Genomic DNA, 12,985 nt, shown 5'->3' on the forward strand with positions numbered 1-12,985 from the left:
GGCCTCCAGCAGGGCGAAGTCTTCCCCCTCTTAGGCGTCCCGGATGGCCTTGCGCTGCCGTAACGCCTTGGCGGCCGACACTCCGGCGGCGGTGCTGACCGCACCGAGCCCGGCGACGCCGGCCATCAGACCCGCTTTCTTCCCGGCGGGTGTCTTACCCGCGGCGGTCACGTCGCCCGACTTGGCGGGTTCGGATCGGCGCCGGACAAGTCTGCCCCGGCGTGGTCTGTCAGCCATCGGTCTCCCGGTAGGTCCGAGTGACCCTGCCCCGGGGGCTGGTGACGACCTCGTAGTGGATGGTGCGCAGCAGATCCGCCCAGTCCTGCGCGGTGGGCTCACCGGCGTCACCCGGGCCGAACAGGATCGCCTCGTCGCCTTCGGCGACGCCGGTGGCGTCGGGTCCGAGGTCGACGACGAACTGATCCATGCAGATCCGGCCGACGTTGGGCCGCAGCGCTCCGTTGATCAAGATGTCGATCCGCCCACTGAGGGCTCGGCTGACGCCGTCGGCGTAGCCGATCGGAAGAAGCGCCACGGTGGTGTCGCGCTCGGCGATCCAGGTGTGGCCATAGGACACACCCTCCCCCGCCCGTAACGACTTGACCAGGGAGACAGGGCATTTCAGCGTCATGGCGGGGCGAAGCCCCATATCGCCACGCTCGGGAATGGGGCTCAGCCCGTACACCGCGATACCCGGGCGGATCATGTCGAAGCAGAAGTCGGGACGAGTCATCGCCGCCGGCGAGTTCGCCAGGTGGGCCACCTCGAAATCCACGCCACGGCTGCGCGCTTCGGCGATCATCGCGGTGAACCGCTGCGCCTGAAGGTTGTTGACGGGGTTGTGCGGTTCGTCGCCACTGGCGAGGTGGGACATGATGCCGCGGACTCGGACAGCGCCCTCGGCAACGGCGCGACGCAACGAATCGAGCACATCGGGGTACTCCCGCGCCCCGACGCCGTTGCGGTTGAGACCGGTGTCGACCTCCACGGTGAGTGTGGCGGTTGTTCCGGTGCCCCGCACCGCGTTGAGGACCTCGCCGAGTTGCCGGGTCGAGGAGATCCCGATCTGGACGTCGGCCACCAGTGCGGGCGCGAAGTCGGTGCCCGGCGGATGCAGCCACGCCAGCACCGGGGCGGTGATGCCGTCGCGGCGAAGTTCCAACGCCTCGTTGATGGTGGCGACACCGAGTTCAGCCGCCCCGGCCCGCAGGGCCGCACGAGCCACCTGGGTGGCGCCGTGGCCGTAGCCGTCGGCTTTGACCACGGCCATGATCTCGGCGCTGCCGGAGTGCTCCCGCAGCACCCGCACGTTGTGCGCGATGGCACCGAGGTCGACCACCGCCTCGCCGCTGATTGCGGCGGCGGCCGGTGCGGGGGTCAGCGGCGTGGTCTGCATGGTCATGTCACCACCTCCGATTCTCCCAGAACGGACGGCATGCTCTCCCACAGACCCGGTGAATCAGTGCGCACGGTCAGTGCGCAAAATGTTTCCCCCGCACGGTCAGTGCGCAAAATGTTCTTGAGTGAAGTGGCCCGCGGGTTGGATCGCGTCGAGATGGTCGAGCACCTTGTGCAGATCCTCCCACAGTGAGCGGGCCAGATCGGCCGAAAATCCCTCCCGCACGACCACCCGCAGCACTGACACGTCGGCGGCACCGTCGGGCATGGTGTAGGCCGGTACCTGCCAGCCGTAGGAGCGCAGGGCCGCCGATACGTCGAACTCGGTGTAGCCCCAGCCCCCGGCAGGGCGACCCGAGTCGGCAGAGAGTTTGAACGCCACCACCGGGATCTTGGAGCCGTCGGCGATCACGTCGAAGTGCCGCGACTTGGTGAGTTGGTCGGAGAACCAGCGCGCGGTGCCGGACAGGGTCTGCATGACGTGGGTGTAGCCGGCCCGGCCCAGTCGCAGGAAGTTGTAGTACTGCCCGACCACCTGGTTACCCGGCCGGGAGAAGTTCAGCGTGAACGTCGGCATGTCACCGCCGAGGTAGTTGACCCGGAACACCAGTTCCTCGGGCAGGTGCTCGGCGTTGCGCCACACCACGAATCCGATACCGGGGTAGGTCAGCCCGTACTTGTGGCCGCTGACATTGATGGACACCACCCGGGGAAGCCGGAAGTCCCATTTGAGGTCGGGGTGCAAGAACGGCACGACGAATCCGCCACTGGCCGCATCGACGTGCACCGGGATGTCCAGCCCGGTCTTCTTGTGCAGTTTGTCCAACGCGGCGCAGATTTCGGCGATCGGTTCCAGTTCCCCGGTGTAGGTGGTGCCCACGATGCCCACTACGCCGATGGTGTCCTCGTCGACGGCGTCGACCACCTGCTCGGGGGTGATGATGTAGCGGTCCTCCCCCATTGGCAGGTAGCGGGGTTCGACCTCGAAGTAACGGCAGAACTTCTCCCACACGACCTGCACGTTGGAGCCCATCACCAGGTTGGGCGTGCGCTTCTTCCACCCGTCGCCGTCTTTGCCGCCCACCCGCTGCTTCCACCGCCACTTCAGCGCCAGACCGCCCAGCATCACCGCCTCCGAAGACCCGATCGTCGACACCCCGATAGCGCTCGCGGCATCGTCGTCACGCAGATTATCCGCATGGAAGAGGTCGGCAACCATTGCCACACAACGCGATTCAATGGCCGCGGTGGCTGGGTACTCGTCCTTGTCGATCATGTTCTTATCGAACGTCTCGGCCATCAGCCGCTCGGCTTCCGGGTCCATCCAGGTGGTGACGAAGGTCGCAAGATTCAGCCGGGAACTCCCGTCGAGCATCAGTTCGTCGTGGATGAACCGGTACGCCGCAGCCGGTTCCATGGCCTCGTCGGGCAGCCGCAGCGACGGGATCGGGTCGGTGGACAGCCGGCCGGTGTAGGCCGGGGCGATCGATGGTGACCGGTACTTGACGTGGGGCATGGGGTTGACCTCCTGGGTGGGTTTACAGCGTTGCGAGCGCGTAGCGGATGTGAGACAGGATGCGCGACGCCGACGTGGGCACCGACGCCGGTCCCGGGTCGGCGGCCGCCGCGTTGGCGGCACGGGCGTGGACGAAGGACGCCGCGGCGGCGGCCTGACCCGGCGGCAGGCCGGCGGCCAGCAGTGCGCCGATGATGCCGGACAGCACGTCACCGGACCCCGCGGTGGCCGCCCACGAGGCACCGGCCGGGTTCAGATAGGTGGCACCGCCGGGTTCGGCGATGACGGTGACGTTGCCCTTGAGCAGGACGGTGGCGGCCAGGGCATCCGCCAGCCGCCGGGCGGCTCCGACCCGATCCTCGCCCACCGGTCCGACACCGAACCGCTCGTATTCCCCGGCGTGGGGTGTCAGCACCGTGGGTGCCGTGCGCGCAGTGACCAAGTCCGGGTGCCCAGCCAGAACCGTCAGGCCGTCGGCGTCGACGATCACCGGCAGATCGCCGGCCAGGGCGGACCTCAGGGCGTCCAGGCCGGCCTGGTCGGTGCCCAGGCCCGGACCGACGCACCAGGCTTGGACGCGGCCGGCGGCGGTTGCGCTCGGCGCGGCGACGACCTCGGGCCAATGCGACACCACCTCGGCCGCAGCGGCGCCCGCGTAGCGCACCATGCCCGAGGTGGCCGCGACCGCCGCACCGGTGCACAGGATCGCCGCGCCCGGATAGGTCGCCGACCCGGCCAGGATCCCGACGACACCCTGGGTGTACTTGTCGTCGCGCGGGCCGGGCATCGGCCAGCGGGCCTTGACGTCGGCGGTCTGCAGTCCCCGCACATCGGACTCGGGCAGGTCCAATCCGATGTCGACGAGTTCCACGCGACCGCAGTCGGCCAACGCATGCACCGGCTTGAGACCGCCGAAGGTGACCGTCAGATCCGCACGGACGGCCGGTCCGGTGATGGCCCCGGTGTCGACGTCGATGCCGCTCGGGATGTCGACGGCCACCACCGGGATACCGGCGTCCTCGGCGGCGGCGAAAACCTCGGCGGCGGCCGGACGCAACGGGCCCGTGCCGGAGATGCCGACCACACCGTCGATCACCAGATCGGTGGCATCCGGCAGGGTCGTCACCACCCGGCCGCCGGCCGCCCGGAACGCTGTCAGCGCCGCGGCATGGGTGCGTTCGGGGTTGAGCAGGATCGCGCGGGCTCCGGCGCCGCGGCGGCGCAGGAGCGTGGCCGCCCACAACGCATCGCCGCCGTTGTCGCCGGAACCCACCACCGCGCAGACCACCCGGCCGGCAACCCCACCGGTGCGCCGTCGAAGTTCGGCGGCGATCGACGTGGCCAGGCCGGTGGCGGCCCGGCGCATCAGCGCACCGTCGGGCAGGCTGGCCAGCAGGGGGGCTTCGGCGTTGCGGATCTGACCGGCGGTGTAGTACTGCCTCATCGGCTTAGGTGCGCGTCACTCGACGGTGACGGACTTAGCCAGGTTCCGCGGCTTGTCCACGTCGTACCCGCGGGCCAGCGCCACCGATGCGGCGAACATCTGAAGCGGGATGGTGGACAGTAGTGGCTGGAAAAGCGTTGATACGGAGGGGATTTCGATCATATGGTCGGCATAGGGCCGGACGGTCTCATCGCCCTCCTCGGCGATCACGATGGTGATCGCTCCGCGGGCCTGGATCTCGCGGATGTTGGAGAGCAGCTTGGAGTGCAGCATCGCGGCGTTCTTCTGCGACGGCATCACGACGATGACCGGCAGACCGTCCTCGATGAGGGCGATCGGGCCGTGTTTGAGTTCACCGGCGGCGAAGCCCTCGGCGTGCATGTAGGCCAGTTCCTTGAGCTTGAGCGCACCCTCCAGTGCCACCGGATAGCCGACGTGGCGGCCGAGGAACAGCACCGCCGGTGAGTCGGCGTAACGGCGGCCCAATTCGGCGGTGGCGTCGAGATGATCGAGCACCAGGGTCAGCAGTTCGGGCATCGCCTCCAGTTCGCGGTACTCCCGTTCGACCTCGTCGGGGTATTTGGTGCCGCGCGCCTGGGCCAGCGCCAAGCCGACCAGGTAGTTCGCGGTGACTTGGGCCAGGAAGGTTTTGGTGGCGGCGACGCCGATCTCCGGTCCGGCACGGGTGTACAGCACCGCGTCGGCTTCGCGGGGAATCTGACTGCCGTTGGTGTTGCAGACCGCCAACACCTTGGCCTTCTGGGTCTTCGCGTGCCGGACGGCTTCGAGGGTGTCGGCGGTCTCACCGGACTGTGAGATCGCGATCACCAGGGTGCTGCGATCCAGCACGGGATCGCGGTAGCGGAACTCGCTGGCCAGTTCGACCTCAACCGGGATGCGGGTCCAATGCTCGATGGCGTATTTGGCCACCAGGCCGGAGTGGTAGGCGGTGCCGCAGGCCACGATGAACACCTTGTCGATCTCGCGTAGCTCCTGATCGGAGAGCCGCTGCTCATCGAGCACGATGCGGCCGTTCTCGAAGTGACCGAGCAGGGTGTCGGCAACCGCGGCCGGCTGTTCGGCGATCTCCTTGAGCATGAAGTAGTCGTAGCCGCCCTTCTCGGCGGCCGAGAGGTCCCAGTCGATGTGGAACGTCCTGGCGTTGGCGGCGTCGTCGTTGCCGTCGAAATCGGTGATCCGGTAGCCGTCGGCGGTGATCACCACGGCCTGGTCCTGACCGAGTTCGACGGCGTCGCGGGTGAATTCGATGAAGGCGGCGACGTCGGAGCCGAGGAACATCTCGCCCTCGCCGATCCCGACGACCAGCGGGGTGGATCGGCGGGCCGCGACGATGGTCCCGGGGTCCTCGGCGTGGGCGAACACCAGCGTGAAATGGCCCTCCAGCCGGCGCAGCACCGCCAGGACCGAGCCGACGAAGTCCCCGGCCGTCTCACCCTGCCGGTAGGCGCGGGCGACCAGATGCACCGCCACCTCGGTGTCGGTGTCGCTGGCGAACTCGACGCCGTCGGACTCCAGTTCGACCCGTAGCGCGGCGAAGTTCTCGATGATGCCGTTGTGGACCACCGCGAACTCGCCGGCCGCGTCACGGTGCGGATGGGCGTTGCGGTCGGTGGGCCGTCCGTGGGTGGCCCACCGGGTGTGGCCGATCCCGGCAGTGCCGGTCAGGGCTGCCGCATCGGTCTCCTCCAGCGCCGACTCCAGGTTGGCCAGGCGGCCGGCGCGGCGACGGACGGTCAGCCCGCCCCGACCGTCGAGCAGTGCCAGGCCCGCGGAGTCGTAGCCGCGGTATTCCATCCGGCGCAGCGCGTCCACCACGACGCCCCGAGCAGGACGGTGTCCGACGTAGGCCACGATTCCGCACATGGACTACCAGGGTAGTCCAGCCCATCGACCGCCCCGGTCGGCTACGGTCGGGGCATGGCCCGGAAGAAGTCGTTGCTGCGCGCTTTGACCCGCCACGGCCCGCATCGCGTCCTGCGCGGCGATGTGGGCTTCGCCGGCATTCCGGGGGTGGTGTACACCCCCGCCGCGGGCTTTCACCTGCCCGGAATTGCGTTCGGGCATGACTGGCTGACCGATGCCGACCGTTACGGCGGAACCCTGGAACATCTGGCCAGTTGGGGCATCGTCGCCGCCGCCCCGGATACCCAGCGCGGCCTGGTGCCGTCGGCGCTGACTCTGGCCCACGACCTGATCAGCACGCTGGAGGTGATCTCCGGCGTCCGACTGGGGGTCGGAGAGATCAGCGTTGCCCCCGACAAGCTCGGTCTGGCCGGTCACGGTTTCGGCGCCGCCGCGGCGGTGCTCGCGGCGGCGGACCAGGCGCCCGGGCAGGCTCGACCGGCTGCGGTGGCAGCGGTGTTCCCCGCGGTGACCAAGCCGTCCGCGGAGGCCGCCGCGGCGACGCTGGATGTGCCCGGACTGGTGTTGGCCACTGCCGACGACGCGCGATCCCTGCGCACCGACGCCTTGGAGGTGGCCGCGAACTGGGACGGCGCGGTGCTGCGCATCGTCGACAAGGCCGACGCGGATGATCTGGCCGAGCGCAGGCGCATCGCCGGATTGTTCGGGTTGCCCGGCTCCAGTAGCGACACCCAGGAGACGGTCCGGGCCCTGTTGACCGGTTTCCTGCTGTTCCATCTGACCGGCGACGAGAAGTACCGGGAGTTCGCCGATCCCGAGGCGGACCTGCCGCACACCAGTCGGCCGGATCCGGACGCGCCCCCGGTCAGTGCCGAAGACCGGATCGTCGCACTGTTCCGGTGACCGAGAACGTCGTTCACAGAATTGGGTGAGAGCATGCGCACCGGGATTTTTCTTTCCTACGCGGGCGGGTTCCGCGAGACCGTTTCCCATGTCGTCGAGTTGGAGAAACAGGGCGTGAACATCGTCCTGGTCGCTGAGGCGTACTCCTTCGACGCGGTCAGCCAGCTGGGCTACCTGGCGGCGGTGACCTCGACGATCGAACTGGGCACCGGTGTCGTCCCGATCTACACCCGCACCCCGGCGCTGCTGGCGATGACCGCAGCCGGATTGGACTACGTTTCCGACGGCCGATTCCGGCTCGGTATCGGCACCTCCGGCCCGCAGGTGATGGAGGGCTTCCACGGTGTGCCGTTCGACGCCCCGCTGGGGCACACCCGGGAGGTTGTCGAGATCTGTCGGCAGGTCTGGCGCCGCGAGCGGCTGTCCTACCAGGGCCGGTACTACCAGATTCCGTTACCCCCCGACCGCGGGACGGGGCTGGGCAAAGCCTTGAAAATCATCAATCAGCCGGTGCGGGAACGAATCCCGATCACCATCGCCTCGCTCGGCCCGAAGAACGTTGAACTGACCGCAGAGATCGCCGAAGGCTGGCAACCGGTGTTCTTCCACCCTGAACGCGCCGATTCGGTGTGGGGTGAGGCGCTGCGGGCGGGAAAGGCCAAGCGGGACAGCAGTCTCGGCGATCTTGACGTGATGGTGGGGGTGTCGCTGGCCATCGGCGACGACGTCGAGGACCGTCTGCAGTGGGCCAAACCTCAACTGGCGCTGTACATCGGGGGTATGGGCGCCAAGGGCCGCAACTTCTACCACAACGTGGCGACCCGGTACGGGTTCGGTGAGGTCGCCGACCGCATTCAGGAGTTGTATCTGTCCGGCCGGAAGGCGGAGGCGATCGCGGCGGTGCCCGACGATCTGGTGCGCAGTGTGTCGCTCATCGGGCCCCGCGGCTACGTCAAGGAACGCATCGCCGCGTTCGCCGAGGCCGGTGTCACCACACTGTTGGCCACGCCGGTGAGCGCAGACGGCACCGAATACGTCGAATTCGTCGAGCAGTTGCAGCAACTACTGCCCTAGCCCGCGTCGAGGGTTCACCGGCCGACCTGCGGTAGGGCGTCGGCGGCGATCTCGCACGGGGTGTCGGGGTTCTCCGGTGGAGCTTGCTCGGGGATGTCCACCGCGGGCGGCGCGACCGGGTCGGTAGGCGGATCGGGCGGACGCTCGGCGGCCAGCAACGGCGGGGCGGGTGGCGGTGACGGCGGCGCCGGCTGCAGTTGATCGGGCGGGGTGATGGGCAGCAGCACCGGCGGGTCGACAGACGGCGGCGGCGGGGTGACCGGCGGGGGCGACGGGGGTGCCGGAGGTTCCGGTTCATCCGCCGAGGGCCCCGACCTGGTGGCCGCCTCGGTCGCCGCCTCGGTGACCTCCGCACTGTCACCGGCGGATTCCAGACTCACCGCGTCGGCGATCTGCGCCACCAGACCCACCAGTGCACCACCGAGGTTTGGCAGGGCCGGCAACGGGGCGCCAACCAACGGGGCGCCAGCCAACGGGGCGCCAGCCAACGGGGAGGGGGGCGCCGGGGTTGGGGTCCATGCGGGCGGCGGCTGAGGGGCCGGCGCGGCGATGCCCCCGAAGGAATAGGGATCGGGCGTGCCAAACCGCGCTGCGGGGCGATCGCCGAGCCGGCTGAACGCCTGATCGTCCACCGCCGTTACCGGATACTCGGCCGCGTCGCAGAGGGCTCTGCACTCTGCGGCGGCGTCGCGTAGCGCAGCGACCAACTCCGCGCCCTCACCGCACTGCTGACGGAGCAAATCGGTTGCCGTCGAGCCGGATTGGCTGCGCCACCCCTCGTCGAGGAGGGCGAGCGCATCCCGGTGCAGGGCGAGGGCCTCCGCGGCGAGTGATCCCGCGGCCGCCAGGGCGGCGCCGTCGGCGTCCAGCGCCTCCGCGTTGACCCCCGCGCTCATCGCAGCGCCTCCGCCGCCTGCGCTTCAGCGTCGGTGTAGCTATCCGCCGCAGTGCGCAGCGCCGCCGCGGTCTCCCGGGCGGACCGATGCCACAGTTCGACGTCGCCCACCAGTCGGAGCAGCGCGGCTCGCACACTGGAGGGGGCATCGAGATGCAGAGTCCTCAGGTGCACGGCAAGCGCAGCGTTCAGCGAATCCGCCGCGGAGTCGAGTCGCTGCGCCGCGGCCCGCAGGGCGGGCGGATCGACGGCGGTTTGCGCACCGGATTCCATACCGATTACGACGCGGGAGCGCGGGCGGCGGTTCCCTGCGACGGGGTATCAGCGTTGGGCGCTGACCGATCTAGCCACCCGATCCGCGACCTGGCGGGCGGTGTCCTCGTCAGCGGCCTCCACCATCACCCGGACGATCTGCTCGGTGCCTGACGGGCGCAGCAGGATCCGGCCTGTGTCGCCGAGTTCGGCCTCGGCGGCAGCGACGGCGGACTGCACAGCCGGGGCTTCGGCGACGGTGGCCTTGTCGGCCACTTCCACGTTGATGAGAACCTGCGGCACCGACTGCATCGGGGCGGCCAGAGCCGCCAACGGCGAGCCCGTCCGCACCATCCGGGCCATCAGTCGCAGGCCGGTGAGGATCCCGTCGCCGGTGGTGCCGAACGCCGGCAAAACGATGTGTCCGGACTGTTCGCCGCCGAGGCTGTACTCCCCGGACCGTAACTCCTCGAGGACATAGCGGTCACCGACGGCGGTGGTGCGCACCGCGATCCCGGCCTCGCGCATCGCCAGATGCAAGCCCAGATTGCTCATCACGGTGGCCACCAGCGTGTCGGAGGCCAACTCCCCGGCCTCCTGCATCGCCAGCGCGAGAACGGCCATGATGGCGTCGCCGTCGATCACCTGGCCGGCGGCGTCCACCGCCAGGCAACGGTCGGCGTCGCCGTCGTGGGCCAGCCCCAGGTCCGCGCCGTGGGCCCGCACGGCGTTCTGCAGTGGACCGAGATGGGTGGAACCGCAGCCGTCGTTGATGTTGAGGCCATCAGGCTGGTCGTTGGTGGCGATCACGCGAGCACCCGCCGCCGCATAGGCCCGCGGCGCCGCCGCAGAGGCGGCGCCGTTGGCGCAGTCGACGACGACTGTCAGGCCGTCGAGTCGGGCTCCGGTTGCGCCGCTGAGATGGTTCAGATAGCGGTCGAGGGCGTCGGAGGCCCGCAGCACCCGCCCGATGCCGGCGCCGACGGGCCGCAACCCGGGCCCCTGGGCGACAAGTTCCTCGATGCGGTCCTCAGCGTCGTCGTCGAGTTTGTGGCCGCCGGGGCCGAATATCTTGATGCCGTTGTCGGGCATCGGGTTGTGCGAGGCGGAGATCATCACCCCGAGGTCGGCTTGATAGGCGGCGGTCAGATAAGCCACTGCCGGGGTGGGCAGCACACCCACCAGAAGGGCGTCGACACCCTCGCTGGTCAGCCCGGCGACGACGGCGGCTTCGAGCATCTCGCTGCTGGCACGCGGATCCCGGCCCACCACCGCGACGCGATGACCGGCGGTGGCCGGAGCAAGCCGGCGGGCGGCGGCGGCGCTGAGCGCCAGACCCAACTCGGCGGTCAACTCGCGGTTGGCGACGCCACGCACCCCATCAGTTCCGAACAGTCGGCCCATGTCTCAAACTTCTCACACCGAGGCCCGCTACTCCCAACCGGCGGGCCACCCGGCGCTGAACGCGACACCGCCCGCACCTGTAGCGGTGCGGGCGGCGCTCCATTCCCGCCTCGGAAAGCCGACATTCACCCTCGGCTGGAACAGGGTTGCCCCGCTGCGAGGATGGGAAACCGAGAGGTGAATTCGGTGCCGCAGACAACACCATCGCCGGGGGGTTCGACGTGCGAACCACCCGGCGATGTGTGGGTATCTATCCGGCGCTTGCCGTACTCAGCGCTTGCTGTACTGGGGCGCCTTGCGGGCCTTCTTCAGTCCGTACTTCTTGCGTTCGATGGCACGCGGGTCACGGGTGAGGAAACCGGCCTTCTTCAGGGCCGGCCGGTCCTCCGGCTGGACCAGGATCAGCGCCCGGGCGATCGCCAGGCGCAGCGCGCCGGCCTGCCCGGACGGACCGCCGCCGTCGAGGTGCGCGTAGATGTCGAAACTGTCCACCCGGTCAACGGTCACCAGCGGCGCCTTGATCAGTTGCTGGTGAACCTTATTCGGGAAGTACGCCTCCAGAGAACGCCCGTCCAGGTTGAACTGGCCGCTGCCGGGAATCAGCCGGACCCGCACCACAGCCTCCTTGCGACGGCCGACAGTCTGAATCGGACGGTCGATGACGACCGGCTGGCGGGGGGCGGCCTCGGCGACCGGAGCGGCCTCCGGAGCCTCGACGACCTCACCGGTCTCATCCACCTCAGGAGCGTCGGCGACCTCGGTGGTCTCAGCTTCGACCGTCGCGTCGATCTCGTGTTCGTTGGTCTCGTTGGTGTCTGTCACTGCGCCACCTGCTTGATCTCGAAGGGCACCGGTTGCTGGGCGGTATGCGGATGCTCGGGGCCGGCGTAGACCTTCAGCTTCCGCTGGATCTGGCGGCCCAGTTTGTTCTTGGGCAGCATGCCGACGATCGCCTTCTCAACGACCCGGTCGGGCTGCTTCTGCATCATCTCGCCGATGGTGCGGGAGCGCAGGCCGCCGGGGTATCCCGAGTGGCGGTAAGCCAGCTTGCTGGTGAGTTTGGTGCCTCCGATGGCAACCTTGTCGGCGTTGACGACGATGACGAAGTCACCCCCGTCGACGTTGGGCGTGAATGTCGGCTTGTGCTTGCCGCGCAGCAGATTGGCCGCAGCGACGGCGAGCCGGCCGAGCACCACGTCGGTGGCGTCGATGACGTACCACGAACGCGTGGTGTCACCGGCCTTCGGCGTGTATGTGGGCACAGCGTGTACCTCTCGTTTCGATCCCTGGGCTTTCACCGCAAGGCGCTTGGATTCCCGGCGAACCGGGTGCCGGTCGGGCGTCGGCGGTCGGAAGTTGTCTCTCGGCGACCAACACTGACCCGAGAACCCGCTTTACCCCGCGGTCAACCCGCGGCGTACCGCATGCCGAAGTGGGAGCCTACCGTCGCGGATCCGTGCAGGTCAAAACGCCCTCGACCATCGGAGCCCCGGCGGGTCCGAGGCCTCGGCGGTCCCGACGGCTCTCCTTGGGTCGAAACCGCGGAAACCTCGGAAACCCCGGAGGGTTCGGAGCGTTCGGAGCGTTCGGAGCGTTCGGAGGGTTCGCAGGGTTCGCAGGGTTGGGGGCGGCTCACCCTTGGAAGTCAGACGGTCACCGAGGGGGATCGGTTCCGTTCTCCTGAGCCGATATGGCGGCCTGCACGCAGACCGGATGGACGTCGTCGGAGCGTCCGGCCGGGCTTTGGCATCCGACACCGATTCTGGTCGACCCGGCCTGCAGCACCGTCCACTCGATGACTCGGCCCGGCCGGATCTCCCGGTAGGTCAACGCTGGTCGTTCCCCCACCGTGGCTTCGGCGTCGAAGTCGACGAACACCCCCGCCGGTTGCTGGGCTATTTCCCGGCTGAGGATCTCAGCGGCTTGGGTGAGCTCTGATTCCGGTGCGTAGGCCTGGGTGATGTGGACCGCCAGATTCGGATCCGCCGGCGAGCTGGCCTGCAGTCGACGCGAGCCGGGTCCACCGGTAACCCGGGTGATGCTCCACGACCGGGGCAGGCGCACCGCGATCCGGCCCTCCACCACGGTTGCGGCCTGCTCAATGGCCACGAGGTTGGCATCCCAACGAGCCGGCCGCGTCGACAGCCCCACGGCGACGCCACCAATCACACCGATCAGCACGACACCGACAGCAGCGACGCTGACCAAAGTTCGC

The 12,985-nt window shown here is 69.0% G+C and carries 13 protein-coding genes; 2 read left to right on the plus strand and 11 right to left on the minus strand.

Annotation, left to right across the window (positions count from 1 at the left end; genetic code table 11):
• Window positions 1–30: 30 nt before the first annotated feature.
• From ADBZ5N_RS12425 to glmS, 5 genes are all read right to left on the minus strand, one after another.
• The gene (locus ADBZ5N_RS12425; protein WP_526257787.1) at window positions 31–237 is read right to left on the minus strand and encodes a hypothetical protein; all 207 of its coding nucleotides are present in this window, start codon (window positions 235–237) and stop codon (window positions 31–33) included.
• Window positions 230–1,396, minus strand: coding sequence for an alanine racemase (gene alr / locus ADBZ5N_RS12430; RefSeq protein WP_526257798.1), 1,167 nt, complete (start codon window positions 1,394–1,396; stop codon window positions 230–232). Before alr ends, ADBZ5N_RS12425 begins: the two co-directional genes overlap by 8 nt.
• Window positions 1,397–1,501: 105 nt before the next feature.
• Window positions 1,502–2,914 carry a glutamate decarboxylase gene (gene gad, locus ADBZ5N_RS12435; RefSeq protein ID WP_526257788.1) on the minus strand — a complete coding sequence of 471 codons (1,413 nt, stop codon included), beginning with the start codon at window positions 2,912–2,914 and terminating at the stop codon, window positions 1,502–1,504.
• Between the two features lie 22 nt (window positions 2,915–2,936).
• Window positions 2,937–4,358: an NAD(P)H-hydrate dehydratase gene (locus ADBZ5N_RS12440; RefSeq protein WP_526257789.1), complete on the minus strand. Its 1,422-nt coding sequence runs from the start codon at window positions 4,356–4,358 to the stop codon at window positions 2,937–2,939.
• 15 nt (window positions 4,359–4,373) lie between these two features.
• Window positions 4,374–6,242: a glutamine--fructose-6-phosphate transaminase (isomerizing) gene (gene glmS / locus ADBZ5N_RS12445; protein ID WP_526257790.1), complete on the minus strand. Its 1,869-nt coding sequence runs from the start codon at window positions 6,240–6,242 to the stop codon at window positions 4,374–4,376.
• A 54-nt stretch (window positions 6,243–6,296) separates the two neighbouring features.
• Here glmS and ADBZ5N_RS12450 point away from each other — a divergent pair, with 54 nt between their 5' ends.
• A complete protein-coding gene (locus ADBZ5N_RS12450; protein ID WP_526257791.1) occupies window positions 6,297–7,145 on the plus strand; it encodes a hypothetical protein in 849 nt (282 codons plus the stop codon).
• Between the two features lie 33 nt (window positions 7,146–7,178).
• On the plus strand, window positions 7,179–8,219 hold the full coding sequence (locus ADBZ5N_RS12455; protein WP_526257792.1) for an LLM class F420-dependent oxidoreductase: 1,041 nt from the start codon (window positions 7,179–7,181) through the stop codon (window positions 8,217–8,219).
• A 14-nt stretch (window positions 8,220–8,233) separates the two neighbouring features.
• On the opposite strand, the gene ADBZ5N_RS12460 is transcribed toward ADBZ5N_RS12455, so the two are convergent.
• From ADBZ5N_RS12460 to ADBZ5N_RS12485, 6 genes are all read right to left on the minus strand, one after another.
• Entirely contained in the window at window positions 8,234–9,115 is an 882-nt protein-coding gene (locus tag ADBZ5N_RS12460; RefSeq protein WP_526257793.1) for a hypothetical protein, read from the minus strand.
• Window positions 9,112–9,387 carry a hypothetical protein gene (locus ADBZ5N_RS12465; protein WP_526257794.1) on the minus strand — a complete coding sequence of 92 codons (276 nt, stop codon included), beginning with the start codon at window positions 9,385–9,387 and terminating at the stop codon, window positions 9,112–9,114. The genes ADBZ5N_RS12460 and ADBZ5N_RS12465 overlap by 4 nt, the downstream gene beginning before the upstream one ends.
• Before the next feature lie 48 nt (window positions 9,388–9,435).
• Window positions 9,436–10,770: a phosphoglucosamine mutase gene (gene glmM / locus ADBZ5N_RS12470; protein WP_526257795.1), complete on the minus strand. Its 1,335-nt coding sequence runs from the start codon at window positions 10,768–10,770 to the stop codon at window positions 9,436–9,438.
• Between the two features lie 270 nt (window positions 10,771–11,040).
• Window positions 11,041–11,508 (minus strand): 30S ribosomal protein S9, encoded by a 468-nt coding sequence (rpsI, locus tag ADBZ5N_RS12475; RefSeq protein ID WP_526257799.1) that lies wholly within the window; start codon window positions 11,506–11,508, stop codon window positions 11,041–11,043.
• Window positions 11,509–11,588: 80 nt separating this feature from the next.
• Entirely contained in the window at window positions 11,589–12,032 is a 444-nt protein-coding gene (rplM, locus tag ADBZ5N_RS12480) for a 50S ribosomal protein L13 (RefSeq protein ID WP_526257796.1), read from the minus strand.
• A gap of 391 nt (window positions 12,033–12,423) precedes the next feature.
• On the minus strand, window positions 12,424–12,985 hold a 562-nt coding region (locus ADBZ5N_RS12485; RefSeq protein ID WP_526257797.1), incomplete at its 5' end, for a type VII secretion-associated protein.

Origin of the sequence: Mycobacterium sp., from assembly GCF_044370595.1 — a bacterium.
In the GTDB taxonomy this organism is placed as follows: domain Bacteria; phylum Actinomycetota; class Actinomycetes; order Mycobacteriales; family Mycobacteriaceae; genus Mycobacterium.

Excerpts from the sequence above, each read along its gene's own strand:
- gad (WP_526257788.1), bottom strand. The coding sequence starts at position 2,914 with ATGCCCCACGTCAAGTACCGGTCACCATCGATCGCCCCGGCCTACACC.
- ADBZ5N_RS12440 (WP_526257789.1), bottom strand. The coding sequence starts at position 4,358 with ATGAGGCAGTACTACACCGCCGGTCAGATCCGCAACGCCGAAGCCCCC.
- glmS (WP_526257790.1), bottom strand. The coding sequence starts at position 6,242 with ATGTGCGGAATCGTGGCCTACGTCGGACACCGTCCTGCTCGGGGCGTC.
- alr (WP_526257798.1), bottom strand. The coding sequence starts at position 1,396 with ATGCAGACCACGCCGCTGACCCCCGCACCGGCCGCCGCCGCAATCAGC.
- glmM (WP_526257795.1), bottom strand. The coding sequence starts at position 10,770 with ATGGGCCGACTGTTCGGAACTGATGGGGTGCGTGGCGTCGCCAACCGC.
- ADBZ5N_RS12455 (WP_526257792.1), top strand. The coding sequence starts at position 7,179 with ATGCGCACCGGGATTTTTCTTTCCTACGCGGGCGGGTTCCGCGAGACC.
- ADBZ5N_RS12425 (WP_526257787.1), bottom strand. The coding sequence starts at position 237 with ATGGCTGACAGACCACGCCGGGGCAGACTTGTCCGGCGCCGATCCGAA.
- ADBZ5N_RS12465 (WP_526257794.1), bottom strand. The coding sequence starts at position 9,387 with ATGGAATCCGGTGCGCAAACCGCCGTCGATCCGCCCGCCCTGCGGGCC.
- ADBZ5N_RS12450 (WP_526257791.1), top strand. The coding sequence starts at position 6,297 with ATGGCCCGGAAGAAGTCGTTGCTGCGCGCTTTGACCCGCCACGGCCCG.
- ADBZ5N_RS12460 (WP_526257793.1), bottom strand. The coding sequence starts at position 9,115 with ATGAGCGCGGGGGTCAACGCGGAGGCGCTGGACGCCGACGGCGCCGCC.